The sequence below is a fragment of the Calothrix sp. NIES-2100 genome (genome assembly GCF_963875285.1).
In the GTDB taxonomy this organism is placed as follows: domain Bacteria; phylum Cyanobacteriota; class Cyanobacteriia; order Cyanobacteriales; family Nostocaceae; genus Aulosira.
In genome coordinates this window covers 1,033,338-1,059,737 of the sequence record NZ_CAWNLA010000001.1, presented here as the reverse complement: position 1 = coordinate 1,059,737, position 26,400 = coordinate 1,033,338, and the positions used below count along the sequence as shown (strand labels likewise).

The following is a 26,400-nucleotide window of genomic DNA, read 5'->3' as shown; positions in this document are numbered from 1 at the left end:
CAAACCTACCAAAACTTTTGCCAACGCTTGTACCATCTCCCTTTTGGAAACATCTTCTCCTCTGACAAGATAGTGAACTCTACCAGTCAACACAGGTAACTCAGACTCAATCACATCGTTTTTAGCTTCGATATCGCTGTGAATAATTGCAACTATTCGCAACCCCAGCGATTCACAAAATTCTTGCCATTGGGGAATTTTATCTTTCTCTCCAGATAAAATAACGGCGTGAGTCGCTTCTCGCATAATGACTCGATTTTCATCGGTGATTTGTCCCCCAACGTCAATGATATTTAGGGGTGTGTTTGCACTCCGCACCCAACCCGCAGCTTTTTGTGCAAACTCTGGGGTGAACTTGGCTTTATACTCAGCTTTCAGTCTTTTTGCTAATTCCAAATCACGCTGTGCGGCTTCAGAAAACCATGCGCCCTCGCCATCAGGACAAGCGGTAATTACATAAGGATAGGGTGCGCCTGCAATGTTAGAAATTGCTTGCTTTAAAGCTTCCCGCAAGCATGATTTTCCTGACTGTTGAGGGCCACAAATTACAACTTTTGGATTGATTTTATCCTTGTGCGGTTCGTCGGTTTCGATGAGTTCGCCTATTTTATAGGCTCGAGTGTGGGAAACTGCTGTAATAAAAGTTTTATAACCTTTTCTGCCAATCTTGGGGTCGAATATGGCGATCGCACTATAAAGATGAGATACTTTATGGGCTATCAGGTAACATACTGGTAGCGATGCTGGTCCATCAATTTTCAGCAACCGTCCACCCTTAATTTCTCCCGATTCTATCAATTCGTCTAAACGCGCTGCTGCATCACGAACTATTTGGTCACCGTAGGCTGCTGTCCCAAATCTTACTTTTAATACATCGCCTTCTAAATTAATGTGGTAAGTACTCATAGATAAAAGAGCCACCTCAAGTCATAATGGTGAAAATGCCCTGTTTTAGATAATTTTTGCGTGATTTTTCCCAAAAAATTAAATTAACAACTTAAGTGTCACAGTTTACACGCTAAAATGTATGTGATAGAAATCACATCTTTATCTAAGGCGGAAGGGAAAAACAACTGCACTGCATATATTTATGGGTAGCCATTACTTCCAGCTTTCAATTAATGAGTACATCATACAGGGTATTGGAAGAAGCTTATTCCAAAGTGATTTATGCTGGTGTAATACCTCAAATGTACTAGGCAAGTGTCTGTTGAAATTTTTTCTGATGTTCCTCAAGTAGAATTGCTGCAATGGTTAGCACGGGGTTCTCTCAAGCAAAACCTGCTGCGGGCGATTCGGTTGTGGGTATGGTTGCGTTCGCTTTATGGTGAAACTTCAGATCGCTTGCTGCTGGATGATTCTTTTACTTTTGCAGGCTGGCGGGATGCTTTTTTTACTCCCACACACCCTAAGGGAGAAGGAATTCCCCAGTTGCATGATGCTAATTGTCCTTGTGCGAAAACAACGGCGGAGTGGTTATTTAATACGAAAACAGGAATTTTGGAATCACAATGGAAGCGATCGCTCTTGGCTCATCTGAGTATCTCTAATTCAGTAGAGGACACAAAACCTTCGGCGGCTAAAAATCCTTGTTCTCTCAAGTCGGAATCTGATTTGGATGAACTATTACAGCGGCGTTTGTTTGGGGTAACTCGTCGTTCTCTGCAAGCAGATTTGGAAATTCTTGAAGAATTAGGTTGGCTGAAATATCAACAGCAGACATATCACCGCGTTAATAACTTACCTTCTCGTCCGATGACGACAAATTTAGCAGCAGCTTCTACCAAACTCCATAGTGATGAATTAAATTTTCTCAATCAAGAAGATTTAGCAGCGATCGCACAAAATCTCTCGCAAGAAATTTGTGGGATACGGCGCTTTTTCTGCCAACTTGATTATGTAATTCCTCGGACTACTATAGACTCTGTTGATGATTGGCAACACAAATTGAGAGAACTTTGGGGACAAACCCCCGTAAGTGCGATCGCTCTCAATTACAACAGCGCCAGGTTAGGACAATCTGTAGAATGTTGTGTTTACCCAGTCTGTATATATTATGTGCAACGTGCAGTTTATCTGTGTGCGTTTGGCGAAAGTCCTGATCGCAATACTGACTGGTATAATTTTCGCCTAGACAGAATTCAAAACATTACCCCCATTGAGTGGACAAATTCTGCTATTCCCCTGGTTTTACAACAACGTTACCAAAAAAGACAATTACCTACTCCCGAAGAAATTGAAAAGCAGATGTCTGATGCTTGGGGATTTGATTTCTACTTGCAACCTCGGCTGATGCTACTACGATTTGAGCGAGAGTATCATGAACGCTATATTCGCAATACTTTTCGTCATGATACCTTTAAGGCGATCGCTTACCCAAAAGCAGAACGTTTAATTCGGCAACAAACACCGCCATCCCAACAGCAAGAATTACTGAAAGTTCTGGCAAATCGTTCCCCGGAAGATGCTTACTATCGTGTTTACTATCGACACGGAGATAACAATGTGAGTATGCGTTTACGTGCATGGCGCCCAAAAGTTGAGGTGATTATGCCTTGGGATTTACGCCAAAGTATAGCAGATGATGTTAGCAAAGAATTTCACCTTTATCATAATTAACTAAACTATGAATTCAGTAAAATTGACCGAAAAATTTGAAGCAGCGTTAATTTATGCGACTCGTCTGCACGCTGAACAAACCCGTAAAATTAGTGGCGTTCCCTATATTACCCATTTATTGAGTGTAGCGGCTTTAGTATTGGAAGCTGGGGGAACGGAAGAAGAAGCGATCGCCGGTTTGTTGCACGATAGTATAGAAGACCAAGGTGGCAAACCTACCCGCGAAGAAATTCGCCAACGTTTTGGTGATACAATTGTCGCAATTATTGATGGCTGTACAGAGTGGGATACCCTACCTAAACCACCTTGGCAAGAACGTAAAAATCGTTATTTAGAAAACCTGCGTCATGCGTCTGCTTCCGTCCGCAGAGTATCTTTAGCAGATAAACTGCATAATGCCAGGTCATTATTAATAGACTGGCGATTATATGGTGACAGCATTTGGACTAACTTTAAAATTGGTCGAGAAAGGACTTTATGGTTCTACCAATCATTGTTGCAAGTTTATCGGGAAACAGGTTCTGATTGGATGACCGAGGAACTGGAAAGAATTGTTAGTCAGTTGTCCCAAGAAAGTACTAATTCTTATGAATCAAGTCCGATAAAGCACTCAAACTGACAAAAATTAACACACCTAACCCGGTCGTGAGGAATAATGCGGCGAACATCCGGGGAATTTGCAGGTTGTAGCTGGAAATTAAAATGCGATAGGCGATACCTGATTTTGCACCGCCAGTCCCAGCGACAAATTCGGCTACAACTGCGCCAATTAAGGCTAAACCACCACTGATTTTTAATCCCCCTAGAAAGTATGGCATGGCACTAGGTAGGCGCAGATACAGCAGTGTTTGCCAACGTGAAGCTTTGTAGAGTTGAAACAGGTTGAGTAAGTTGGGATCTACGCTTTTGAGTCCCAGGGTAGTATTAGAAACGATGGGAAAAAAGGCGACTATCCAGGCGCAAACTACTAAGGCCGCAAAGGTGTTATTTTTCAGCCAGAGAATGATTAAAGGTGCGATCGCGACTATCGGTGTTGTCTGTAAAATGACTGCATAGGGAAATAAGCTGCGTTCAATCCATTTGCTTTGGGTAAACAATATCGCTATCAGTAACCCAGAAATGGCAGATGCAATAAAGGCAACTACGGTAATTTGTAGGGTGATTAATAAGGATGAGAACAGCTCATTCCCATCAGTAATTAAGGTTTTAAATACTAAGATGGGGCCAGGGAGAATATAAGGCGGTAAATGTGTTACCCGCACGAAGATATCCCACAATACCAGTACCAAAAACCCGACTAATATTGGTGCCCAAATATCAGGCGATCGCAATTTTTTAAGTATAATTTTTAATTGTGGGCGACGAGTAAACATTCAAAATCCAGTAGTTTGAGGATGATTCATGGCGATCGCTAGCGACTGAGAAACCTCTCGGCAATATTCGCTATATACTGATGAGGTACGAAAGGACTCACTCCGGGGGTAAGGTGCATCAATTTCAATATCTGCAACTATCCGGCCGGGATTGATCCCCATCACCAAGACGCGATTTGACAAGTATACCGCTTCGTAAATATTGTGAGTAACAAAAACTACAGTCCAACGCTGTTGATGCCATAAATCTAGTAAGTCGCTGTTGAGTTTGCTGCGAGTAATTTCATCTAAAGCCCCAAATGGTTCATCCATTAAGAGGATATTTGGCTGAGTGACTAAAGCCCGAGCAATTGATACGCGCATTTTCATCCCACCAGATAACTCACGGGGGTAGCTACGCTCGAATTTCTCTAATCCTACCAATGCCAATGTTTTTTCTACCAAGCTATGAGCATCTTTTTGGGGGATTTTTGCTAGCTTCAGGGGGAGGCGGATATTTTCTGTCACATTTGCCCAAGGCATAAGTGCCGCCTCTTGAAACACAAAAGCTAGTTTTCGCGCTTGTGGAGTCAAACCCCAATCTATACTACCAGAACTCACCCGTTCTAGTCCGGCAATTAATCTCAGGACTGTACTTTTACCACATCCAGAAGGCCCAACTATACTGACAAATTGTGCTTCTGGGATCGCTAAATTTAAGTCTTGTAAGGCAACTGTGCCATTGGGGTAGACTTTGCTAACGTAATTGAGTGTAAGAGCAGGACGGTGATTCATTATCAGTATAAGGCAGAGGGGATGAGGGGAGAAGGGGGACAAGGAGAGAAGTCTGAGCGCCGGCGTCCGGCGTTAGCGCAGCGGTAGCGAGGTACGAGCGTCTGGCGTCTCCCCTTGGGAGACGCGCAAGGGACGCCAACGTCTACTCTTCGAGAACGACTTCGTCGAACGACGAAAAGAACTTCGGGAGGACAAGGAGAAATAATCAATGACTATTGCCTATTGCCTTCTTAACAAATTACAAATGACTATTTCAAGCTAGCCCCTCATGGGAAAACCCACAACCAAACATGAAAATATCTCTTATTGGTTTCCCTAGCCCTGGTTCCCCTAGTCCCTAACCCCTATTTTCAAGTTAGACGCTCATGGAAAAATCCCACAACCAAACATGAAAATCTCTCTTCTCTAACCCTGGTTCCCCTAGTCCCTAACCCCTATTTTCAAGCTAGACGCTCATGTGATAAATCACACAACGAGAGTATGAAAAATCTTACCTCTTTTGCCATCTGCCTCCTCACCGGTTGGTAAGCAAAGCCGAACCACTGCCTTTTTTTTCAGCTAGAAGCTAAAGTTCCCTACAAGTGAATTACAAATTACTTGTTGTAATAATCTCTGCCTTGATTGACAAAATCCAAGGTAAATGCATCTTTATATTTAACATTGGGCTGAGACAGTTTGCTATTGACCATGCTATCGAATAATAATTTCCATCTTGCGTCTGTCATTGCTCCAATTCCTTGTTTTTCTGCTTCCCCAGACAGAATAATTCCATATTCTTTGAGCTTTTGAATGCCGTAAGTAATTTGCTCATCTGTCATTTCTGGATTCTCTTTTTTGATTAATTGATTACCTGGTTGGGGATTTTCTAAGTAACTATACCAACCTTTGATGGAAGCATCCACAAATCGCTGCACTAAGTTTGGATTTTTTTCTACTAATTCTTTTCTGGTTTCAATAGTAGTTGCGTATGTTTGATAACCATAATCTGCTAGTAAAAACACAGTTGGCTGAAAACCACCTTGCTTGGCAATCGCGAAGGGTTCTGATGTGATGTAGCCTTGTTGCGCTGAGGTTTTGTCAGCCAAAAATGGGGCAGGATTGAAGTTATAAGGGCGTTTTTGCTCGTCTGTAAAACCATACTTAGCTTTGAGAACAGGCCAATAGGTGACGTTAGCGGCGGCGGAGACATAAATCGGTTTGCCTTTGAGGTCGGCAAGGGTTTTAATTGCTGTGTTGGGATGAATAATTATACACTGGGGGTCTTTTTGAAAGATTGCCGCTACCGTGATTTTCGGAATACCTTGTGCTACTGCGTTTATGGCATCAATGCCATAACCCATGAAAAAATCTACTGCTCCTCCCATCAATAACTGGGTACCATTAGGTACTTGGGGGCCACCCATTTTAATTGTGACATCCAGACCGTGGTTTTTGTAGATTCCAGTCGCGATCGCCTGGTAAAATCCGCCGTGTTCTGCTTGAGCGATCCAATTTGTCCCAAAGGTAACTTTATCTAACCCTAAATTTGTTGTTGCTGGTTGGTTGCTATGAGTACAAGCAGTAAGGAAAGTGCTACTTATACCAATGCAACTGTACTGAATAAACTGACGGCGACTAAGGCGATGAAATGCAGTTGATGAGCATGGAGACTGATTCATGGAACAAGATAACGCTCCTGAGGCTGTGATGTTTTAGCTGATTCTGAATGTACATTCTAAAATCAGCTTTTGGTTCACCACAGAATAAGGTTGAATTGTCAGCGCGCGTTGAAAAGCTTGGATGGCTTCACGATATTTTCCTAATGCGGCATAACACAAACCCATACCATGAAGTGCGCCGAAATGTACAGGATTGAGATTCACTACCATTTGACAATCGGCTAACGACTTTTGATAATCACCGATACTGTAGTAAAGAAAAGCACGACGATTCCATGCTTCGGAAAAATCGGGTTGTTCTTCTATCAGATGGGTTAGGACTTTTTCGGCTTCAGTAGTTTCACCAGCATCTAACAACTTTTGACTGTGGTCAATTTTCTCTAATCCATAAATCCCCTTTTGCTGAAACCAGATCCGCCATAATTTCTTAGTCGCCTGTTCCCGAACTGTGGCATCAGAATTTTTCAAATCCTCAAGTAAAGATTTGATCGATAAAGAATCCATAAATGTGTCTAGGTAATCGTATTTATATATCAACTTTCGCACAAAATTCTCTACTTAGTCATTTTTAAAGTTAACTTTAAATTCTCTTATTACAGTTGCAAATTCCGCAATTTCCGTGTTGTAATTTAGTTGTATTCAGTAATACTATTAATACTGATTTCAAAGACAAAATTCATGGAAAATTAGTCATTAGGACATCATATATTTAAGAATAGTTGATAAAACCCTATTGACTAATACTTGATAAAAACAGCACACAAAAAATTAATTGACTATGCCAAAGCAAAATAGCGGTTCTAGGCATATTGTTCTGACATCCCATCCAAATAATGGTGGGGCTAAACCAATTCCGATTCACTGGGGTGCTAGTGATCCTAGGGAACGTGGACCGATTATTGCGACTTTAACGAAGCAAGCACACAGAAATGTCATTGGCACTCATTCTGGTAGTTATGCGGTGTATCGTGCTTTAGCGGTGGCTAGTGGAGCTTTACAATCAGATCATCGGGCTGATTTGACTAATACATCGCCAGTGACACATATTGGCCCCCATCCAAGTTGGGCTGATCCTGATAAAATTGTTTCTCTTGACCCCTTTGGGGCGGTAGCGAGTGAGGTGTTTGCTTCATATTACGCTCAAGGATATGACATCCGGCCGACGATCGCGATTACTCAGGCGCATATTAATATGCCAGAACTGCAAGATGCGGTAGATAAAGGGCGCTTGCAGGTTGATGGCAAAATTATGAAGCCAGGTGGTGATTTGGTCGTGACGAAGGCGGCGATTGAGCCTGTGTGGTATTTACCGGGAATTGCCAAGCGGTTTGGAATTAAGGAAGCAGATTTACGCCGCGCTTTATTTGAACAAACTGGGGGGATGTTCCCCGAATTGGTAACACGTTCTGATTTAGAAGTGTTTTTACCGCCAATTGGGGGTGTCACTGTATATATTGTCGGTGATATGGACGCGATCGCCGATCCGAATAAACCCCTAGCTTTGCGGGTACATGATGAATGTAACGGTTCTGATGTGTTTGGTTCTGATATCTGTACCTGTCGTCCTTATTTAGTGCATGGAATTGAAGTTTGTGTCCAAACTGCACAGGAAGGCGGTGTGGGTGTAATTGTCTACTGTCGTAAAGAAGGACGCGCTTTGGGAGAAGTTACCAAATTCTTAGTTTACAATGCCAGGAAGCGCCAAGAAGGAGGCGATCGCGCTGATGCTTATTTTGCGCGGACAGAATGCGTAGCAGGTGTCCAAGATATGCGCTTTCAAGAGTTAATGCCTGATGTGTTGCATTGGTTGGGCATTACCCGGATTGACCGCATGGTATCTATGAGTAATATGAAATTCAATGCCATCACCCAAGCGGGGATTAAAATTGTGGAAAGAGTACCTATCCCAGAGGATTTGATTCCCCAGGATGCACGGGTGGAAATTGAAGCGAAGAAGGCGGCTGGATATTATACCACAGGTGAGGTGTTAGATGCAGAGAGTTTGGGTGAGGTGAAGGGAAGAGATTTGGAACGGTAAGGAAACTCCAAAAAATAAATTATGCCAAATTGTAGGGGCGGGGTTACCCATACGTGTCAACTTAACGTGAAACCCTTACCAAGACGTGATGAGCGAATTCTCTCACTTAACATCATGATCCGCGTCACCCCACCCCGGCTTTGCTGACGCAAAACCTCCCCTCCCCGTTTACGGGGAGGGGATTGAGGGGTGGGGTAAAATGCCTGTGGGATAAGCCTTTTAACTTAAGTTGACACCAATGGGGGTTACCCCGCCCCTACGAGTTGCGGGTTTGGTAGGTTAATGATTGGAATATTTTTTTATTTGGAAGTCCCTAAAAAAGGCAGTCGTTCGACTTTGCGGTAGTTGAAAGTAGTCGAAACTCACCAACCTGGCAGAAGGAATAACTCAGAAGTGGATTTGAATCCGGATGACTGGCTATACTCATAGCTCATTACTCTGTGTCCTCTGCGTCCTCTGCGGTTTGTAACAATGAGAACTTACTCCGCAACACAGGGCTACCTCTGCCTTATGTTAATAAAGTGTAAGTAGGGCGGTGCAATTAAACATAACTGGCGAGGACTGTCATTTGTCATTTGTCATTTGTCATTGGTAAGGGTTTCAAGCCAATTTACGTTTCTTAACATAGTTTGGTTTTTTTCCACCGACTTACTTAAAGGATGAAGTGTAAAGTTAAAATTTTTGGGCTTGATACTTCATCCTGATTTTTGCGGTTAATTAGGAGGTTAAGAATGGATATTGGAACCGCAGAGGCGCAGAGGACGCAGAGAGAGTTAGTTGCATATCTTCGTTCTCCGGAGGCGATTCGGGAACGGTGTGGGCAATTATTTTCCTGGGTGTGTGAGGGGAAGTCAGAGAATTTTGTTTGTGATTTGACGCAGTTGCCAAGGGTGGCGGATTATGTGATTGAGGTGATACGTAAAGAATACCCGAATCTAGATGTTCCGTTTCACAGTCGGTGGCGACATTTTGAAGCTGGGGGTGTGGGGCGATTAGCTAAGTTGGATAGGCTGTTGGCGGGGTTATCGCCAGAGGAAAAGGCGGCGGCGAAGTTTGATTTGGCAATTATTAGCGTGCTTTTAGATGCTGGTGCTGGGGATAGGTGGCATTATGATGAACAGGAAACTAATTTGAGGTTGGGGCGTTCGGAAGGGTTGGCGGTGGCGAGTTTCCACATGTTTTGTCAAGGGAATTTTGCTAGTAATAATTTACCCCAGGCTGATGCTTCTCGGTTACAAAAATTAACTGAGGCAGAATTAGCAACTGGGTTCCAGGTAACTGCGGAAAATCCTTTGGTGGGGATTGGGGGAAGGTTGAATTTATTGCAAAAGTTAGGACAAGTCTTACTGGCTTCGCCCCATCTGTTTGGTGATAAAAATCCTCGTCCGGGGAATTTGGTTAAATATCTTTTGGGTAAGTCGGAGAATGGGGAGTTAGCAGCTACAACTGTATTCAGTGCAGTACTGGAAGGGCTGAGTGATATTTGGCCGGGTAGATTAGAGATAGCTGGGGTGAATTTGGGCGATGTCTGGGAACATCCAGCGATTAGTGATGATGGTTTAGTCCCTTTTCATAAATTATCTCAGTGGTTGACATATTCTTTATTAGAACCACTGCAAGAACTTGGTTTGACAATTACTGGTCTAGATAAACTCACTGGTTTACCAGAATATCGTAATGGGGGATTATGTCTCGACTTGGGACTCATTAGTGTAAAAAACCCAGAGATTTTCCGTTTATCTCACTTAGTTGGATCAGCAGTTATAGTTGAATGGCGGGCTTTGACGGTGATTCTTTTAGATAGAATTGCGGCGACAATCCGCGAAAAATTGAGTATGAGTACTGAGGAACTACCATTAGTGAAAATCCTTCAAGGGGGAACTTGGACAGCTGGACGCAAAATCGCCGCCCAACTCAGAACGGGTGGGATACCCCCCATACAAATAGAGAGTGATGGGACGGTATTCTGAATATTGCTGTTACGAAGAATATTTAAACAAGTCATATAGCAGCATCGATTTACCGTAGATGCGATTATTCATTCTGCACAAATTTTCTAGATTGACAAAATCATCAATAATTGAAGTGGATATGGATGATACAGAAAAATTTGTCTAGTTAATTATGGTTATGAATTCTTTGAGAGCCTGGTTGTGAGATGGCGGCTATTTGATGTTGGGTTTCGTTCCTCAACCCAACCTACGAGCGATCGCACTTTTCACCCTTCAATACTCTCTTCGACAAGAATATCACCATTACCGACAATAGTATTTTGGAAATAAGCTCCGTGAGATCGACCGAAATCACTGAGGTAAGACCCTTTGAGATTAGCATTTTCAAATCTGGCACAAACTGCGTCAGCATCGGTCACACTAGCCCCTTCCAAGTTAGTACCAATGAACTTAGCCAGACTCAATTCGGCATAGCTGAGATTAGCCCCTCTCAAGTTAGCTCCACTCAAATTAGCAGCCAACAAATTAGCTTGACTCAGATTAGCCCCACTCAGGTTAACTCCGCTCAAGTCAGCCTCTTGGAAATTAACCCCACTGAAATCCCTCTCCCCAGCAGCGTACCTCTGCAACAACTCGTCAACAGTTATCCTCATCTATACAACTCCACATTAACCAACACATATAAAGATAACCCACTAAATCTCTTCGACCCCACCTTCAACATCAACTTCCAAATCGCCGACTTCCCCACAGGACAGCTAGTAGAAGCCCAAATCACCCAATTTGACTCCCTCGGTCGCCCCAACAGTGGCACAATCCTCATTGTCAACAACGCTGCACCCACAATTACCAATATCTCAGGCGATACAAATATTAATGAAGGTGCAGTTGCCAATTTCATAGCCACAGCCGCAGACCCAGGCAATGATACCATCACTTATACCTGGGACTTTGGTAATGGTGTTACCAAGACAGGTGAAAATGTCAGCCATGTGTTTGCCGATGAAGGCACTTAAAAAATGACTATTGACCAACAAAATCAAGTAACACTTATTGAACATCCATTGATTCAGCATAAATTAACGCTGATGCGGCGGGTGGAAACTAGTACAACGAAATTTCGGAATCTTGTTAAGGAAGTTAGTTTGTTGTTGGCTTATGAGGTAACAAGAGATTTACCACTGAAATATGAAGAGATTCAAACACCACTCGCCGTGATGAATGCGCCTGTGCTTGCGCCTGATAAAAAGCTGGTGTTAGTTTCGATTATGCGGGCGGGACAGGGTATTTTAGATGGAATGTTGGAGTTGATGCCTTCGGCAAGAGTGGGACATGTTGGTTTGTACCGCGATCCGAAAACTCTGATTCCGATAGAATATTATTTTAAAGTTCCCCATGATGTGGAACAGCGAGACATGATTGTTGTTGATCCGATGTTAGCTACGGGGAATTCGGCGGTGGCAGCGGTGGAACGGTTAAAATCAACTAATCCTTTGTCAATGAAGTTTGTCTGCTTACTTGCTGCACCGGAAGGAATTGAGCATTTCTGTGAGGCACATCCTGATGTACCTTTGTATACAGCCGCGATTGATGACCATTTGGATGAACATGGTTATATTATTCCAGGATTAGGCGATGCAGGCGATCGCTTATTTGGGACAAAATAATCAAGTCAGGGGGATTGGGCATTGGGCATTGGGCATGGCGACAATTGACTATTGACTATTGACTATTGACGATTTTCGCCAAAGTAGGGAGTACCTAAAGCTTTTGGTGGTGTAGATTTGCCGGCTAATCCCACTAATGCCAATAAAGCGATCGCATAAGGTAACATGACTAGAAACTGGTAGGGTATATTTGCCCCTAATGCCTGAATTCGCAGTTGCAAAGCTTCTGTTGCCCCAAATAGCAAACAAGCTAAGGCACTATATATAGGATGCCATCTGCCAAAAATTAATGCTGCGATCGCAATAAATCCTTTACCTGCACTCATCCCTTCTGCAAAAAATCTTACTTGCACTAAAGTTAAATAAGCACCGCCTAAACTCGCCAGACAGCCACCAATTACTACAGCGATATAACGTACCTTTTGTACCGAAATTCCTGCTGTATCAGCCGCTTTGGGAGATTCGCCTACAGCCCGCAAGGTTAATCCAAAGCTAGTTTTAAATAAAATGTATGTAGTTGCAATTACTAAAATTATTAGTAAATATACTAAAATATCTTGCTGAAACAACAGCGCACCAAGTAGGGGGATATTGGCTAAACCAGGAATGATCATTGCCTGAATTCCCGGTAATTGCTGTGTACTGCTACCACTAAACACCAGCCTTCCCAGAAATGATGTTAACCCAGCGGCGACGAGATTAATTGCTAGCCCTGACACCAATTGGTCAACGCGCAAAGTTACACATAAAAAAGCATGGAGTAATCCTACCAATCCCCCAGCGATCGCAGCCGCCAAAATACCAAGCCAGGGATTACCTGTATAGAAACTGCTAGCAGCACTAGTAAAAGCGCCAGTGAGCAACATTCCTTCCAAGGCGATATTTAACACCCCCGACCGTTCCGAGTACAATCCTCCTAGGGCAGCAAATCCTAAGGGTATGGTGAGACGCAAGGTTGCAATTAGATAATCAGAGAAAAAATTGAGATTATTCATAAATCTGTTTCTTGTCTCTATGCGCTCTCTGCGTCTGGTGCGGTTTAAATATCATTTATTTAACCACAGAGGCGCAGAGAACACTCCAGATAAGAGATTAATTTTGAATTTTGAATTTTGAATTTTGAATTGTTATCTGTCTTTCCACCGCCAGACTGACAGCAATAAACAACACCGTCAACCCCTGAATTGCATAAACTACAGTGACAGGCACACCTGCACTACGCTGCATCACATTGGCACCACTGCGCAGGGCAGCAAAAAACAAGGAAGTTAAAACTACACCGACCACACTACCACGACTTAAAAAAGCGATCGCAATGGCATCAAATCCATAACCAGGGGAAACTTGTTCAAATAGCCGAAATTTCAGCCCCATTACTTCACAACTCCCAGCTAAACCAGCTAAACCTCCGGCTAACACCATCACCAGCATAATAGTTCGTTCTACCGACATGTGAGCATAACGGGCGGCAATCGGGTTAAATCCTACGGCGGCGATTTGGTAACCTAAAGGCGATCGCCTGAACAACACCCACAATATCCCGGCGGCAATTAACGCTAATAAAATTCCCGCGTGGGCAAGACTTTGTGGTAATATAATCGATAGGCGGGCGGTGTTGGCAATTAGCGGTGAATAAGGACTAGGCGCACCTGGAGCCATTAACGGATTTTGGACAAGGTAGCTAACTAAATTCACAGCAATATAATTGAGTAATAAGGTAGTAATGACTTCATTTACTCCCCGCATGGCTTTGAGATAACCAGGAATCCAACCCCAAACTGCACCAAAAACAAATCCTGCCAACAGTGCTAAGGGGATATGAATCACAGCAGGTAATCCGGGTACGTATAAGCCAATTAAAGTACTTCCCAACGCACCCAAATAAATTTGTCCTTCGCCACCAATATTAAATTGTCCAGCCCGCAACGCTACTAAGACACCTAAACTGGTGAATAATAGCGGTGTCATTTTGGTGAGGGTGTTACCAAATCCAAAATGGGTAGAGAGAGATTCTTGAAATAAAGCTGTGTATGCGGTGAAGGGATTCGCCCCAGCTATGATGATGAGGATAGCACCAACGAGTAAAGCAGATGCGATCGCAATTAGCGGTGATAGGATTGGTAGCAGGAATTTCATGGGAATGAATTGACGCAATCAGGGAATTATCACCTATTTCCGCACTCAAAATGACTGTTCCTCCCCTGCTCCCCTACCTTCAGGTGATATAATCTTTTTTAGTTGGAAGTCTTTAACATCTAAGAGTCCTCAGATGAAACGTTGTTTTTAATTAAACGGTGAAACAGGCGACAAGGCCAAATGCAGGCTCCACAAACACTGACAGAGGCAATGGCAACAAAAACACGCCAGTTATCGTTAATTGGATTAGCAGACTTTGATTGTTGATCTTGCCTATCTTTGATTATTTCCGGTAATGAATGAGATAGCTGGCTGACTGTACTTACCCCTTCAATCGCCGCTCCAATTAGATAAGCTACAAGGGCAATACCTAGCCAGTGATTCATCATATTATATTGGTTAACTTTTGTTTTAATGATTCTCTTGCCCTAATGATAATCGCCCTTCAGCAGTGTCGCGAATTAGTGGCAGTTTAGATTGTATGTAAGTATTTAAGCTATTATCTGCCTGTGCATCAAGTCCTTGCTTGGCTTTTAATTGTTGCAGAAGCAATTGTACTAAAGCTACATCATCAAACTGGAGTAAGGTGCTGACATTAGTAGACTCGATTACAGCCCAAAGCTGTCGCATTATTTTGGCAGTGATCATGAGCCTGTAACCTCTTAAGCTTTTCTTTATATTTGCACAGTTTTTTTGTTTGTGCCTAATTTTGTGAAAGAATTAATCAATCAACATAATTACCAGAGAATCAAGACCTAAGTCGCTAGAAGACGGCAAAGTAAACGGATAGTGGTGTTGAATTGCTACAAGTCACCGCCTCCCCCTTTCCCCGCGTCCTCTATTCGCCCCAGCAATTAAAATCAGGATAACAGCGATGATGAAGGCGTGCTGCACCAACGCAATTATCGGTGATAAGTAGCTCAACATAATTAAACGTCAAATGTCATTACGAGCGGAACGCAGTGCAGCGTAAAGCCTTCGGCATAGCTTCGCTTAGCGCGTAGCGTCTCGTAGAGAAGTAATCGCCAGGAATCTATTTTACGTTTTTCAAGGTTGACCTACTTAGGATGGGTAAGTTTTGCAAGCGGAGATTAGGGAGATACAGCGATTGTTTGATAAATCAACCAGATTTTTAAATCTCACTTATTCGACGCAGTTGTCATCTTAGGGTAAGCGCAAAGAAGACTTGATAACTAAGTCTTTATGAAGTTAACTGAGATATAGCAACATAGCATTGCCTTTGTTAGCAGCATCTTGGTAATACTCCATAATTTCTCGTTTGATATCTATTAATGCGTCTAATACTTCATATTCCCACCAGACGGTAGATTTATAGATATCAGGATTTAGCATAATAGCTTGATGTAATCTTTCCTTTAAGCCTGCTTCTGTAATTTTGGGTAAAGCTTCTGCAACTTGCTTAACTTCATCATTGGTTAAGTACCTAACAGGTGGAAAGTCTCTATCATATTCTTCTATTACACTTCCCCCCATAATAGCATTTACTAAGGGTAGACCATCCCAATCCGAGTTTTCTCTCACTAAAAAATCTAGCTGACATGCTTCCCAAGAAGTGGAATCTTTAGTTAGTAAAAAATGTATGGCGTGCCAAGATTTTTCAATATCTAATTCTTCATTTTTACCTTCGCAAATAACTAAAGGAATATCTGCTTTTATTTGTTTGAATTCTTTTTTATAGAGGAAAATTCCCTTACGTTGCATTAAATCTGATTCAGATATCCATCTTGCATGAGTAAACACGCTAACTAAGCCAGGTTCTTCTTTTAATTTCTCCAATACATCATGAGATAGTTGCCTAAAAACACCGTATATTCCCATATGTAGCTTTCCTCGGTGCCGTTTTTTATTAACGGTGATTTTGTATCGTTGCAATCTCATCAGCAGTTAAAGTCACAACCTTGCCATCTTTCATAATACTAATCGATTGCCCAAGTTGGCGATGTCTTTCAATCGCGGCTGCAATTGCGGCTTTAACTCCAACATCAATTTTGCTATGTAGCTTTTTCATCTCTTCTTCAGTCATTTCATACCTCTATAATTTTATTCCAAATCTCGTTTATATAAATAATAGGCTGCTGATTAATAATGCGTTCAGCAACGAAAAGGGGAGAGGAGCTAGAGTTATCATAGATCATCCATCCATCGCACAAAGGTAAATATATAGAAATCAGGTTTTTTCTCCCCTGTTGATAGCGTCTACGAATAACATCGTTTGGAATTGAGTGTCCACCACTAGCAACTCTTGCGGCTACTCGTTCTACAGCTAATTCAACGCTTTGTAACCAAAAGTATATCAAGTTAATTGTGTAGCCTTTTGCTCTACAATCAATAATAAAAGGTGCAAAACTTCTAGCTGCTAGCGTAGTTTCAAAAGCAAAATCACTACCTGAATTAGATAATATCCGCAGTCGCTTAATCATTAATCTTCCTGCTTCCATAGCCATTGAATCTGGATTTAATGGAGATAATCCAGCCGCAATAGCATCTGCATTTACATACTCAAAGCAGTCGAGAAAATTCGGTAACAAACTCATCGCCACGGTAGTTTTCCCTGAACCATTTGCACCACCAATTATGTATAGACTTGACATAAAAGTTCTCCCCGCGTCACCTCATCCCCCCATCCCTGCGTCTTCTTCCTTCCCCAGCCATCAACAAACCAATCGCCTCTACAGTCGCCGTAGCTGCATCGAAAATAGCGACAAACTCACCTCTATAGATTACGGCAATGCGATCGCTCATTGCCATGACTTCTTCTAACTCGGTGGAAATATACAAAATTGCCGCACCGCGATCGCGCTCTGCTAATATGCGAGTATGTACGGCTGCTGTTGCGCCGACATCTAACCCGCGTGTAGGTTGCATAGCGACAATTAAACCAGGTTCCCGCGCTAATTCTCGCGCTAACACTACTTTTTGTTGATTTCCTCCCGATAGCTGACTAACTTTGATATCTTTCCCTGTGGCGCGGATATCAAATTCTTGGATTGCAGCTTGGGCATGATGTGCGATCGCTTCTTGTTGTAGCAGAAAACGGCGACAAAAGGGCAAATATTTAAAAGATTTCAAAATCAAGTTTTGGGCAATGGTAAATTCCATGACTAATCCCATTGTTTGCCTATCTTCTGGGATGTAACCTACTATGCAAGGGTGATGTCTAAACTCTATTTTACCTTGCTTTATTTTCCGCACAAGAGCTAAGGCATCAGCTAATTCTCTTTGTCCATTGCCATCGACACCAGCAACCCCTAAAATTTCTCCCCGCCGCAGTTCAAAGGATACATTATTGACAGTTGTAATTCCTCTGTCATCTGCAACTTGTAAATCTTGCACCGAGAGAATAATTTCTCCTGGGGATGTCGGAGTTTTATTTAATTGTAAAGTCACTTCCCGCCCTACCATCAAAGCTGCTAATTTTTGAGGTGTTTCAGCTTGGGTTGATGTTGTTGCTACTACCTTTCCCTGGCGCAAAACTGTGACTGTATCACAGAGGTTCATTACCTCATCTAATTTATGACTAATAAAAATAATTGTATTACCGGCGGCTGCCAATTGGCGCAAAATCTTAATTAATGATTCTACTTCTGGCGGTGTCAAAACTGCTGTAGGTTCATCGAGAATCAATAATTTCGCTTGGCGGTAAAGAACTTTGAGAATTTCTACCCGTTGTTGTGTTCCCACTGGTAAATTTTCTACTTTCGCTGTGGGGTCAATTTCTAAACCGTACGCTTGGGATAATGCAGCGATTTCTTGCTGTTTCTTGGGAATATTTAACCGCCAACTTGGTTTAGTTCCTAAGATAATATTTTCGGTAACCGTTAACTGGGGTATCAGCATGAAATGTTGATAAATCATGCCAATACCTAGTTTAATTGCCTCATTGGCTGAAGTAATTTTTATGGGTTGTTCTTGAATGTAAATTTTACCTGCGTCAGGTTGATAAAGTCCACTAATGATATTCATTAAAGTACTCTTACCTGCACCATTTTCCCCAAGAATTGCATGAATACTTCCAGACGCAACACTGAGGCTGATATTGTCATTGGCAACAAAAGCGCCAAAGCGTTTAGTAATATTTTCTAAGCGTAAATAGTTCATGTGAAGAAAATTTATAAATCGTAGTCAAGACTTCAGTCCTGACTACGATTTTTTGATGCAGCGTGTATCTTTACCAGCCTCTTTGCAGTTTTCAAAGATGATTTTCTTGTCAACAATCTCATCTTTAGTATTCAATGCTTGTTGCTGAACTTCCTCCGGTACAATCTCTCCAAATTTTCCTAAAAATAAGATATCTGGTCTTTCTAAACCAATTGTATATATTTGTCCTTTAATTGTTTTTTTCTTAGCTAAATCTGCTAAATAAGCGATTGCTAAATTTAAGCGTTTCACCGCACTAGTTAAGACTGCTTTTGGGGCGACATCTAATTGATCGTTCGTATTCCCAAAAGCATATACTCCCTTCTCACTCGCTGTTTGTAAGACAGTAGCCGAGGCATTATCTAACCATTGATAGATGACATCAGCACCAGAAGAAATTAGGGCGAGAGTTGCTTCCTTCGCTTTAGCCACATCATTCCAATCACCCGTAAAAGTAGAAGTAATTTGAATATTAGGTTTCACAGATTTTGCCCCTAATTCAAATCCCCGTAATTCTCCCTCAGTCGCGGGGAATTTCTCCCCAGCAATATAAGCTAATTTATTAGATTTAGTCATAGAAGCGCCGATAATCCCACATAAATAACTAGCTTGCAGATGATCTATTCTTAAAGATGCAATATTCTGACCTTTGAGATTACCATTCACACCGACAAAAAATGTCTTGGGAAATTGTGGGGCGATTTGTTCAATTGCGGCATCAAATTGCCCGCCATGCGCAAAGATAAGATTGTAGCCTTTACGGGCAAAATCGGTGAGAACTTCTGTTTGATCCGCCTGTGCTACCTTTTCCACATAGGCGGTTTGGGCACCTAGTTTTTCTTTGGCGAGATTGATTCCTTCATAACCAGATTGATTCCAGGCTTGATCGGTGATAATTCCCGGAAGAGCGATCGCTATTTTAAACCCTTCAGTACCATCCGTTGTTGTCGCTGTTGGTGTCGTTTGATCACTACTGCAAGCTTTCAGCAGTAAGCTAGTAGCAAACGCCGCTGAACCAAAGCCAATAAATTCACGCCGATTAAAATTTGTTTTCATAGTTATTTAGTCATTGGGCATTGGGCATTGGGCATTGGGCATTAATTATTTATCTCCTTTGTCCTCCTTGTCTCCCTTGTCTCCCTTGTCCTCCTTGTCCCCTTGTCTAATTTACTTTGCGCCTTAGCGTCTTTGCGTGAGAATAAAAAGAAATTTGCTAACTTAACGAAAATACTCATGAAAACTCTCAACTTAGATACCCTCACTGCTGCTTTTGCAGACATCGAAACTATCACTGACCCCGTCCAAGTAGCGAAATTATCCCAAGACTATCACACCTTTAGCCCCGTTCTTGTACCAAAATTAGCCGGAAAAGTCGGTGATATCGTCGTCCGTCCTGCCAATGAAGCCGAAGTTATCAGGGTGGCTGCAACTTGCGCCAAATACCGCGTACCTGTAACCGTCCGGGGTGCAGGGACAGGAAATTACGGACAATGCGTACCCTTACATGGCGGCGTAATTCTCGATATGACGAAAATGCACGAGATTCTCTGGGTAAAACCAGCAGTGGCGCGGGTAGAAGCTGGGGTGAAATTAGCAGCATTGGATAAAAAAGCGCGAGAAATCGGCTGGGAAATGCGCATGGCTCCCTCTACCTATCGTACAGCCACCATTGGGGGATTTATTGCCGGGGGAAGTGGGGGAATAGGCTCAATTCAGTATGGTTTATTAGGCGATCGCGGTAATATTTTAGGACTGCGAGTGGTAACTTTAGAAGAGGAACCCCAGATCATTGAGTTACGCGGCGATGATGTGCAAAAGGTCAACCATGCCTGGGGAATCAATGGTATTATCACCCAATTAGAACTACCCTTAGCACCAGCCTATCCTTGGGCAGAAGTAATTGTCACCTTTGACGATTTTATGACAGCTGCCAAGTTTGGTTATGCCCTAGGTAATGCTGATGGCATGATTAAGAAATTGATTAGTGTCTTTGCATCGCCAATTCCCCGATACTTTCACCCCTTACAGCAATACATCACAGAAGGTACGCACCCAGCATTGTTAATGGTAGCTGAACCGAATTTAGAATCATTACCAGGATTAGTACAACGATATGGCGGGCAAATTACCTATCAAAAACCCGCACAAGACACAGGTAAAGGCACTCATTTAGCAGAATTCACTTGGAACCACACCACCTTACACGCCCGCACTGTCGATACCTCAATTACCTATTTGCAAAGTATGTTTCCGCCAGATTCCAGTTTGCAACTCGTAGAACATATGTATCGCCACTTCGGTGCTGAAGTCATGATGCATTTAGAATTTTTCCGCGTGGGAGGTGCAGTTATTCCCGGTGCATTACAACTTGTGCGTTACACCACAGAAGAACGCCTCAACGAAATTATCCGCTACCACGAAGCCCAAGGAGTAACGATCGCCAATCCTCATACATACATTATTGAAGACGGCGGCAGAAAAGTAATTGACCCTGAGCAGTTAAAATTTAAAGAAATGGTTGACCCCTATGGATTAATGAATCCTGGCAAAAGCAAAGTATTAGAATTTAATATTCACAAATAATGCGTAGGCGTGGGGTATCCCCAGCCTGGGTATCCCAGTTCCAAATCACCAATTGCCATGATTGAAATTGACGGTTCCTACGGAGAAGGAGGTGGACAAGTTCTTCGTACCTCCTTGAGTTTAGCCGCTATCACTGGCCAAGCGATCAGCATTGCAGGTATACGTGCTAAACGTAAACGCCCAGGATTAGCAGCACAACACCTGACAGCAGTTCGGGCGGCGGCAAAAATCTGTCATGCGCAACTGCGGGGTGATGCTTTAGGTTCTATGAAGTTAGAATTTATTCCTGGTAGTGCTGTACAACCAGGACAATATACTTTTGATGTCACAGAAGCACAGCAAGGTGGTTCTGCTGGGGCGATGACTTTGGTTTTGCAGACTGTGCTGTTACCGCTAGCCTTGGCTGCGGCTGAATCCCAAGTGACTTTAAAAGGCGGCACTCATGTTCCCTTTAGCCCGACAATGACATACATTGAGCAAGTGTATCTACCGATGCTGCGCCGCATGGGAGTCAAGGCGACAGCAAAGTTACGTGCTTGGGGATGGTATCCCCAAGGTGGGGGAGAGATGCAGATTAAGGTAAATGGTGGTGGCACAATCAAAGGCATTACTTTGCTAGAACGAGGTAACTTACACCAAGTACGGGGAGTAGCAGTAGTGACAGAATTAGCTTCCCATATTGCCCAACGGATGGCAAATCGTACCGAAAATTTGTTGCGTCAAGCTGGATTAAAACCTGCTATCGAAGCCTTACGAGAAAAAGGTATTGCACCAGGGGCGGGTGTGTTTTTAACTGCTGAGTATAAAAATAGCTTAACTGGATTTGGTGGCTTTGGACGTTTGCGCTTACCAGCCGAGAAAGTTGCAGATATTGCTTGTCGGCAATTATTACAGTTTCATCATACAGGTGCGCCGGTGGACGAACATTTAGCAGATCAATTATTGTTACCAGCAACTTTAGCATCTGGTGCTAGTCAGTATCGAGCATCGGAGATTAGTAGTCATTTAACAACCAATGCGGCGATTATTGAACGTTTTGGACTAGCGCGGGTAACTGTAGATGAAGCAGAGAAAATAATTGCGATCGCACCTTGTGTTAGCCTGGACAATAGGGACGCTTAGGTTAGGGAAGAAGGTTTTTCATACCCTTGTTGTGCGATCGCTCTGCAAATTATACGCATTTAAACACAGAATCCGACAGATGCATCTTTCAAGGTGGGGTATCTGCGCCTTGAGTTTCCGCGTCCTCGGTATCAAAAATCTACTATCTCAAACAGTTGAATAGCTGACAAAAGAAGCAGGCTTTATTTTTACTTTTGAATATTGACTTTTGCCTTTTTTTATTATGGTGTAACAAGCATAGTAAAATCTTGATTAGTTACAAGTTAGATTAAACGCGAATCAGCAAAATTTGTGAATTATTCGCGGTTTATTTTTTTTACATAAAATATTATGAATTATTACAACCAAGCGAATAGCCTGATATTTCGGTTTTTTGCGTCCATGTTTCTACTATCTGGGTTAACATCTTGTGACCCTAACTCATTAACATCGAGACTATTTCCTTCACCAACTGTTTCAACTCCTCCTGTTACTCCTTCTGCAACCCCAACTCCTACGGGATCGTCTTCTCAAAAAGACAATCTATTGGGTATATGGTATTCCCAAGAAAGTTGTCCTGACTCAGATTATGTGATGACGGTAAGAGGAACAACTGAATATCTCAGAAATGAAAGTTCAAACTTCGTGGGGGAAATTATCATATCTGGGGAAGATGACGAACAACAGAAGGTGGAAATTACTTATGATGTAGTTTCTTCTGGCGAGTGGGTACTTGAGCAAAATAAACTCGTGGAAAAAATTGTTGATTTAAAGTCGAATAAAAAGTTTATCAAAGTAGGAGCCATTCAAGTTGATTTAAACCAAATCGATCCCAAGGAACTTGAAGATTTACCACAAATAGAAGATTTGATACCTAAAGGTTTATCTACAGAGTATACAGTTGTTGTTCTTGATAGTAGTAAGATGACCCTGAGAAATGATACAGGTTCCTGTAAGGGAGACATAGAATACGAAAAACGATCTCGCCACTTTCAATAAAATTGCGATCGCACACTGACACATCCCAGGTTAGGTTTGAGGGTGGTGGAGTTGTCGCCAAATTCGTTCTGGTGTCATGGGGAGTTGGCGAATTCTGCATCCGGTGGCGTGGGCGATCGCATTGGCGATGGCTGGCGCTGTACAATTGGTGGTAATTTCCCCTACGCCTTTGGCACCGAATGGCCCGTAAGGGTCGGCGGCTTCAACTAAAATTATTTCCATTGGTGGCATATCTGCGGCGCTGGGAATGCGATACTGGCGCAATGTAGGGTTGAGAATTTGTCCCTGTGCATCAAAGATTAATTCTTCCGTTAAAGCATAGCCGATTCCCATTGCAATACCACCGCTTGCTTGTCCGTAGCAGATGCGCGGATTGATGGCTTTACCTAAATCTATTGCTTGGACGCAGCGTAAAATTTGCACTTTGCCGGTTTGGGTATCAACTTCTACTTCTACTCCTTGGACGGCGAAGGTTAATGTTGATTCATCTGCTGTATAAATAACTTCAACGCTACTTTCACTTGAGGAAAGTAGTTTTTGGGCTGCTAGTTTCACAGCTTGTCCAGAAATATACATCGTTGCTGAAGCATAAGAACCGGCATCAAAAGGTGTTTCTTGGGTATCGCCGGCGATGATATCAATATCGCTAATGCTAACATTTAATACTGCTGCGGCTATTTGGCGCAAGGTTGTATCTGAACCTGTGCCAACATCAACGCTACCTGTTCTCAATTCATATTTACCATCAGTTAAACGTGATAATTTTACACTCGCCATGTGGATTTTACATAAACCACTGCCTTGCATAGAAACGGCGAATCCCACACCACGACGGCGCGAACCTTGGACGATGGGCGGTGTATTTGGCACATATCCTAATGCTTGAATAACTTTTTCCCAACATTCAGGAACGGCGTAGCTACCAATTAAGTTAAAGTGGCTATCTGCGTTGCCTAAATTAATTATATCTCCGGCTTGAATTAAGTTTTGCCGACGCATTTCTACAGGGTCAATTTTCAGCTTTTGGGCAATTTCATCAATTTGACATTCCATTGCAAAAGTCCCTTGAGTTGCACCATAACCGCGAAATGCACCCCCAGGCATGGTATTTGTATAAACGGCGAATCCTTGAAATCTTTTATTGGCACAACGATACAAACCTAAAGGTATATAACCTGATAAAAATACTACTGTTTGTCCATGATTGCCATAAGCGCCTGTGTTCCCAATTACTTGCATATCTTGAGCAAGAATTTTCCCATCTGCTTTCACGCCAGTTTTAATTTTAATTGTCATTGCATGGCGGCTATTGGTGGCGGTGAATTCTTCTTTTCTGGTAAATTCCCACTGCACAGGTTTACCTGTTCTTAGGGTTGCTAAGGCGCATAAATCTTCTGATAAAATTTCTTGTTTATTGCCAAATGCCCCGCCAATTTGGGCTTTATAAACGCGGATTTTATCTTTGGGGATGTTGAATAATTGGGAGAGTAAACGCTGACAGTGAAATGGTACTTGAGTACTGGAACGCACAACTAAAGTCCCATCTGCTTCTAACCAGCTAACAGTAACGTGAGGTTCTAAATGGACATGTTGAACTGCTGGTAAATTATAGGTATTTTCGACAATTAAATCTGCGGCTTGAAATCCCTGTTCCACATCACCAGATGCGAGAAATATTTGTCCAGCAATGTTGCGATTTTTATCAGGTATTTGGGTTGATTCTGGTTCATTGTGAATGATTACACCACAATCTTGCATTGCTGATTCTGGGTCGAGAATGTGGGGTAAGATTTCGTAATCAACGGTAATTAATTCACAAGCTTGTTCGGCAATGCTGGGTGATTCTGCAACCACAGCCGCCACGCGATCGCCAACAAATCTCACTTTATAATCTAATAGGTAATGATCTAGGGGATCGGGCACTGGTTCCGCATGACCGGCGGTGGTGTAAGCTATTCTGTTGACATCTTCATGGGTGAAAATCGCCACTACACCGGGGAGTGCTTGGGCTGTGGCGGTATCGATGTTGCGGATACGAGCATGAGCGTAAGGCGATCGCAGTACTTTAAGATGTAGTAACCCTGGTAATGAAATATCTGCTGTGTAGGATGCTTTGCCCGTGACAATTGCAGTACCATCTTGTTTGGGAATGCTTTCTCCCACAGTTCCACAGGGATGAACATTCAGATGATTTTGTGGTTGGTAATATTCCAGGATACTGGCAATAATTGCTTGATACCCAGTACAGCGACAGAGATTTCCTTTTAAAGCTAAACGTAATTCATCTTCTTTTAACTGCGGTAACTTCGCCGCACTCATAATCATCCCCGGAGTGCAGAAACCACATTGAAAACCTTGCGCTGTTAAAAACGCTTGCTGTATTGTTGCAAGTTCGCCATTTTGCGAAAGTCCTTCAATTGTAGTTATCGATTGCTTGTCAATTCGCATTGCTGGATAAATACAACTGTGAATTGCTGTGTCATTTACCCACACAGTACAAGCACCACAATCACCAGAATCGCAAACCCGATGCACTCCAAAATAACCTAATTGGCGTAATAAACTTAATAGGCTAGTTCCAGGGTGACAAGTTGCTGTATGAGGTTGATGATTTACATGAAAATCTAGCATATTTCACATCTTGCACCTTTACGCATAAACTATGACTCAACAAAAATAATGTTATGTATTTTATCTTCAATTACTGAAATTTTCACTAGACGGTATCCATAATCTTACTGGTGCTGTGCCCCTACTTATAAACGAATTAAGCTATGAAAACTGCTATAATATCACTCTTAGTGACGATAATGGTGATAATGGCTGAGGTTTAAACATGAAAACAGAACGCGAAAGACAAGAAATAATTGATGCTATCAACGTACTGTTAAACCAAGCTTACGACAGTACTTTAGATGAAATTCACGCATTACTTAAAAGAATTGAAGAAGAAGAAGAAGAAGCTGATTTAAAAGCTTACGATGAAGGTATGGAAGATATACGAATTAACGGGACAGTATCTTGGGAAGAAGTTAAGAAAGAAATGCAAGAAATCAAAAAGGATGTTGCGTGAGTTACGAAGTTAATTTGTCAAAAGGTGCATTAAAACAAATTAATAAATTGCCTCCAGAACTTCGACTACGCATACAAGCAAGGATTAATGACTTGGCTATACAACCGCGTCCAGATGGAGTCAAAAAACTCAAAGGAAAAGAAAACGGTTATCGTATTCGAGTAGGCGATTACAGGGTTTTATACAATGTTTTTGACGATGCATTTTCAATAACTATTGTGCGAATAGAAAATCGTAGCGATGTTTATAAATATAAAAGCTGATAAAGT

General features: G+C 42.3%; 27 protein-coding genes (1 of these 27 cut by a window edge). 11 read left to right on the top strand and 16 right to left on the bottom strand.

What is annotated here, in order from left to right; all coding sequences use genetic code 11:
• Positions 1-906 carry the 5' portion of a CRISPR-associated protein Csx3 gene (locus AACU32_RS04275; RefSeq protein WP_096598177.1) on the bottom strand. 9 nt of this gene lie to the left of the window's left edge, so the window shows 906 of its 915 coding nt (coding positions 1-906); the start codon lies at positions 904-906; its stop codon lies beyond the left edge, outside the window.
• 297 nt (positions 907-1,203) lie between these two features.
• Between AACU32_RS04275 and AACU32_RS04270 the strand changes: the two genes are divergently transcribed.
• Positions 1,204-2,619 carry a TIGR03985 family CRISPR-associated protein gene (locus AACU32_RS04270; RefSeq protein ID WP_096598175.1) on the top strand — a complete coding sequence of 472 codons (1,416 nt, stop codon included), beginning with the start codon at positions 1,204-1,206 and terminating at the stop codon, positions 2,617-2,619.
• Positions 2,620-2,626: 7 nt separating this feature from the next.
• Entirely contained in the window at positions 2,627-3,238 is a 612-nt protein-coding gene (locus AACU32_RS04265; protein WP_096598173.1) for an HD domain-containing protein, read from the top strand.
• Here the strand turns inward: AACU32_RS04265 and AACU32_RS04260 are convergent.
• From AACU32_RS04260 to AACU32_RS04245, 4 genes are all read right to left on the bottom strand, one after another.
• Positions 3,198-3,992: an ABC transporter permease gene (locus tag AACU32_RS04260; RefSeq protein ID WP_096598171.1), complete on the bottom strand. Its 795-nt coding sequence runs from the start codon at positions 3,990-3,992 to the stop codon at positions 3,198-3,200. The genes AACU32_RS04265 and AACU32_RS04260 overlap by 41 nt on opposite strands.
• Positions 3,993-4,766: an ABC transporter ATP-binding protein gene (locus AACU32_RS04255; RefSeq protein ID WP_096598169.1), complete on the bottom strand. Its 774-nt coding sequence runs from the start codon at positions 4,764-4,766 to the stop codon at positions 3,993-3,995.
• Between the two features lie 593 nt (positions 4,767-5,359).
• A complete protein-coding gene (locus AACU32_RS04250) occupies positions 5,360-6,424 on the bottom strand; it encodes an ABC transporter substrate-binding protein (RefSeq protein WP_096598167.1) in 1,065 nt (354 codons plus the stop codon).
• 33 nt (positions 6,425-6,457) lie between these two features.
• The gene (locus tag AACU32_RS04245) at positions 6,458-6,928 is read right to left on the bottom strand and encodes a tetratricopeptide repeat protein (RefSeq protein WP_096598165.1); all 471 of its coding nucleotides are present in this window, start codon (positions 6,926-6,928) and stop codon (positions 6,458-6,460) included.
• 274 nt (positions 6,929-7,202) lie between these two features.
• Between AACU32_RS04245 and AACU32_RS04240 the strand changes: the two genes are divergently transcribed.
• Both AACU32_RS04240 and AACU32_RS04235 read left to right on the top strand, forming a co-directional pair.
• Positions 7,203-8,462 (top strand): GTP cyclohydrolase II, encoded by a 1,260-nt coding sequence (locus AACU32_RS04240; RefSeq protein WP_096598163.1) that lies wholly within the window; start codon positions 7,203-7,205, stop codon positions 8,460-8,462.
• A 731-nt stretch (positions 8,463-9,193) separates the two neighbouring features.
• On the top strand, positions 9,194-10,432 hold the full coding sequence (locus tag AACU32_RS04235) for a URC4/urg3 family protein (RefSeq protein WP_096598161.1): 1,239 nt from the start codon (positions 9,194-9,196) through the stop codon (positions 10,430-10,432).
• Between the two features lie 248 nt (positions 10,433-10,680).
• On the opposite strand, the gene AACU32_RS04230 is transcribed toward AACU32_RS04235, so the two are convergent.
• Positions 10,681-11,067 carry a pentapeptide repeat-containing protein gene (locus AACU32_RS04230; RefSeq protein ID WP_339377488.1) on the bottom strand — a complete coding sequence of 129 codons (387 nt, stop codon included), beginning with the start codon at positions 11,065-11,067 and terminating at the stop codon, positions 10,681-10,683.
• Between AACU32_RS04230 and AACU32_RS04225 the strand changes: the two genes are divergently transcribed.
• Together AACU32_RS04225 and upp are read left to right on the top strand one after the other, a co-directional pair.
• A complete protein-coding gene (locus tag AACU32_RS04225; protein WP_339377487.1) occupies positions 10,993-11,430 on the top strand; it encodes a PKD domain-containing protein in 438 nt (145 codons plus the stop codon). The genes AACU32_RS04230 and AACU32_RS04225 overlap by 75 nt on opposite strands.
• 3 nt (positions 11,431-11,433) lie before the next feature.
• Positions 11,434-12,081 carry a uracil phosphoribosyltransferase gene (gene upp, locus AACU32_RS04220; protein ID WP_096598157.1) on the top strand — a complete coding sequence of 216 codons (648 nt, stop codon included), beginning with the start codon at positions 11,434-11,436 and terminating at the stop codon, positions 12,079-12,081.
• Positions 12,082-12,143: 62 nt separating this feature from the next.
• On the opposite strand, the gene AACU32_RS04215 is transcribed toward upp, so the two are convergent.
• The 9 genes from AACU32_RS04215 to AACU32_RS04175 all read right to left on the bottom strand — a co-directional run bounded on the left by AACU32_RS04215 (position 12,144) and on the right by AACU32_RS04175 (position 19,431).
• The gene (locus AACU32_RS04215; RefSeq protein ID WP_096598155.1) at positions 12,144-13,076 is read right to left on the bottom strand and encodes an ABC transporter permease; all 933 of its coding nucleotides are present in this window, start codon (positions 13,074-13,076) and stop codon (positions 12,144-12,146) included.
• A 97-nt stretch (positions 13,077-13,173) separates the two neighbouring features.
• A complete protein-coding gene (locus AACU32_RS04210) occupies positions 13,174-14,217 on the bottom strand; it encodes an ABC transporter permease (RefSeq protein ID WP_096598153.1) in 1,044 nt (347 codons plus the stop codon).
• A gap of 119 nt (positions 14,218-14,336) precedes the next feature.
• Positions 14,337-14,603: a hypothetical protein gene (locus tag AACU32_RS04205; protein WP_096607851.1), complete on the bottom strand. Its 267-nt coding sequence runs from the start codon at positions 14,601-14,603 to the stop codon at positions 14,337-14,339.
• Between the two features lie 25 nt (positions 14,604-14,628).
• A complete protein-coding gene (locus tag AACU32_RS04200) occupies positions 14,629-14,865 on the bottom strand; it encodes a hypothetical protein (RefSeq protein WP_096598151.1) in 237 nt (78 codons plus the stop codon).
• Positions 14,866-15,426: 561 nt separating this feature from the next.
• Positions 15,427-16,056, bottom strand: coding sequence for a YfbM family protein (locus tag AACU32_RS04195; protein ID WP_339377486.1), 630 nt, complete (start codon positions 16,054-16,056; stop codon positions 15,427-15,429).
• A gap of 28 nt (positions 16,057-16,084) precedes the next feature.
• On the bottom strand, positions 16,085-16,261 hold the full coding sequence (locus AACU32_RS04190) for a hypothetical protein (protein ID WP_339377485.1): 177 nt from the start codon (positions 16,259-16,261) through the stop codon (positions 16,085-16,087).
• Position 16,262: 1 nt separating this feature from the next.
• Positions 16,263-16,829, bottom strand: coding sequence for a zeta toxin family protein (locus tag AACU32_RS04185; protein ID WP_096598147.1), 567 nt, complete (start codon positions 16,827-16,829; stop codon positions 16,263-16,265).
• A 16-nt stretch (positions 16,830-16,845) separates the two neighbouring features.
• Positions 16,846-18,336 carry an ABC transporter ATP-binding protein gene (locus AACU32_RS04180; RefSeq protein ID WP_096598145.1) on the bottom strand — a complete coding sequence of 497 codons (1,491 nt, stop codon included), beginning with the start codon at positions 18,334-18,336 and terminating at the stop codon, positions 16,846-16,848.
• Between the two features lie 42 nt (positions 18,337-18,378).
• Positions 18,379-19,431, bottom strand: a complete 1,053-nt coding sequence (locus AACU32_RS04175) for a BMP family protein (protein WP_096598143.1) — start codon at positions 19,429-19,431, stop codon at positions 18,379-18,381.
• 177 nt (positions 19,432-19,608) lie between these two features.
• On the opposite strand from AACU32_RS04175, the gene AACU32_RS04170 reads away from it, so the two are divergent.
• The 3 genes from AACU32_RS04170 to AACU32_RS04160 all read left to right on the top strand — a co-directional run bounded on the left by AACU32_RS04170 (position 19,609) and on the right by AACU32_RS04160 (position 23,058).
• Positions 19,609-20,958: an FAD-binding oxidoreductase gene (locus AACU32_RS04170; RefSeq protein WP_096598141.1), complete on the top strand. Its 1,350-nt coding sequence runs from the start codon at positions 19,609-19,611 to the stop codon at positions 20,956-20,958.
• A gap of 57 nt (positions 20,959-21,015) precedes the next feature.
• Positions 21,016-22,080 (top strand): RNA 3'-terminal phosphate cyclase, encoded by a 1,065-nt coding sequence (gene rtcA / locus AACU32_RS04165; protein WP_096607850.1) that lies wholly within the window; start codon positions 21,016-21,018, stop codon positions 22,078-22,080.
• Positions 22,081-22,410: 330 nt separating this feature from the next.
• Positions 22,411-23,058 (top strand): hypothetical protein, encoded by a 648-nt coding sequence (locus AACU32_RS04160; RefSeq protein ID WP_339377484.1) that lies wholly within the window; start codon positions 22,411-22,413, stop codon positions 23,056-23,058.
• A 30-nt stretch (positions 23,059-23,088) separates the two neighbouring features.
• On the opposite strand, the gene AACU32_RS04155 is transcribed toward AACU32_RS04160, so the two are convergent.
• Positions 23,089-25,689, bottom strand: coding sequence for a molybdopterin-dependent oxidoreductase (locus AACU32_RS04155; protein WP_096598137.1), 2,601 nt, complete (start codon positions 25,687-25,689; stop codon positions 23,089-23,091).
• Between the two features lie 205 nt (positions 25,690-25,894).
• On the opposite strand from AACU32_RS04155, the gene AACU32_RS04150 reads away from it, so the two are divergent.
• Together AACU32_RS04150 and AACU32_RS04145 are read left to right on the top strand one after the other, a co-directional pair.
• Positions 25,895-26,131, top strand: coding sequence for a hypothetical protein (locus AACU32_RS04150; RefSeq protein ID WP_096598135.1), 237 nt, complete (start codon positions 25,895-25,897; stop codon positions 26,129-26,131).
• The gene (locus AACU32_RS04145; protein ID WP_096598133.1) at positions 26,128-26,394 is read left to right on the top strand and encodes a type II toxin-antitoxin system RelE family toxin; all 267 of its coding nucleotides are present in this window, start codon (positions 26,128-26,130) and stop codon (positions 26,392-26,394) included. The genes AACU32_RS04150 and AACU32_RS04145 overlap by 4 nt, the downstream gene beginning before the upstream one ends.
• The last annotated feature ends 6 nt before the right edge of the window (positions 26,395-26,400 follow it).

Excerpts from the sequence above, each read along its gene's own strand:
- AACU32_RS04240 (WP_096598163.1), top strand. The coding sequence starts at position 7,203 with ATGCCAAAGCAAAATAGCGGTTCTAGGCATATTGTTCTGACATCCCAT.
- upp (WP_096598157.1), top strand. The coding sequence starts at position 11,434 with ATGACTATTGACCAACAAAATCAAGTAACACTTATTGAACATCCATTG.
- AACU32_RS04170 (WP_096598141.1), top strand. The coding sequence starts at position 19,609 with ATGAAAACTCTCAACTTAGATACCCTCACTGCTGCTTTTGCAGACATC.
- AACU32_RS04205 (WP_096607851.1), bottom strand. The coding sequence starts at position 14,603 with ATGAATCACTGGCTAGGTATTGCCCTTGTAGCTTATCTAATTGGAGCG.
- AACU32_RS04210 (WP_096598153.1), bottom strand. The coding sequence starts at position 14,217 with ATGAAATTCCTGCTACCAATCCTATCACCGCTAATTGCGATCGCATCT.
- AACU32_RS04245 (WP_096598165.1), bottom strand. The coding sequence starts at position 6,928 with ATGGATTCTTTATCGATCAAATCTTTACTTGAGGATTTGAAAAATTCT.
- AACU32_RS04190 (WP_339377485.1), bottom strand. The coding sequence starts at position 16,261 with ATGACTGAAGAAGAGATGAAAAAGCTACATAGCAAAATTGATGTTGGA.
- AACU32_RS04215 (WP_096598155.1), bottom strand. The coding sequence starts at position 13,076 with ATGAATAATCTCAATTTTTTCTCTGATTATCTAATTGCAACCTTGCGT.
- AACU32_RS04265 (WP_096598173.1), top strand. The coding sequence starts at position 2,627 with ATGAATTCAGTAAAATTGACCGAAAAATTTGAAGCAGCGTTAATTTAT.
- rtcA (WP_096607850.1), top strand. The coding sequence starts at position 21,016 with ATGATTGAAATTGACGGTTCCTACGGAGAAGGAGGTGGACAAGTTCTT.
- AACU32_RS04235 (WP_096598161.1), top strand. The coding sequence starts at position 9,194 with ATGGATATTGGAACCGCAGAGGCGCAGAGGACGCAGAGAGAGTTAGTT.
- AACU32_RS04195 (WP_339377486.1), bottom strand. The coding sequence starts at position 16,056 with ATGGGAATATACGGTGTTTTTAGGCAACTATCTCATGATGTATTGGAG.
- AACU32_RS04230 (WP_339377488.1), bottom strand. The coding sequence starts at position 11,067 with ATGAGGATAACTGTTGACGAGTTGTTGCAGAGGTACGCTGCTGGGGAG.
- AACU32_RS04255 (WP_096598169.1), bottom strand. The coding sequence starts at position 4,766 with ATGAATCACCGTCCTGCTCTTACACTCAATTACGTTAGCAAAGTCTAC.
- AACU32_RS04175 (WP_096598143.1), bottom strand. The coding sequence starts at position 19,431 with ATGAAAACAAATTTTAATCGGCGTGAATTTATTGGCTTTGGTTCAGCG.
- AACU32_RS04200 (WP_096598151.1), bottom strand. The coding sequence starts at position 14,865 with ATGATCACTGCCAAAATAATGCGACAGCTTTGGGCTGTAATCGAGTCT.
- AACU32_RS04160 (WP_339377484.1), top strand. The coding sequence starts at position 22,411 with ATGAATTATTACAACCAAGCGAATAGCCTGATATTTCGGTTTTTTGCG.
- AACU32_RS04250 (WP_096598167.1), bottom strand. The coding sequence starts at position 6,424 with ATGAATCAGTCTCCATGCTCATCAACTGCATTTCATCGCCTTAGTCGC.
- AACU32_RS04155 (WP_096598137.1), bottom strand. The coding sequence starts at position 25,689 with ATGCTAGATTTTCATGTAAATCATCAACCTCATACAGCAACTTGTCAC.
- AACU32_RS04150 (WP_096598135.1), top strand. The coding sequence starts at position 25,895 with ATGAAAACAGAACGCGAAAGACAAGAAATAATTGATGCTATCAACGTA.
- AACU32_RS04180 (WP_096598145.1), bottom strand. The coding sequence starts at position 18,336 with ATGAACTATTTACGCTTAGAAAATATTACTAAACGCTTTGGCGCTTTT.
- AACU32_RS04260 (WP_096598171.1), bottom strand. The coding sequence starts at position 3,992 with ATGTTTACTCGTCGCCCACAATTAAAAATTATACTTAAAAAATTGCGA.
- AACU32_RS04185 (WP_096598147.1), bottom strand. The coding sequence starts at position 16,829 with ATGTCAAGTCTATACATAATTGGTGGTGCAAATGGTTCAGGGAAAACT.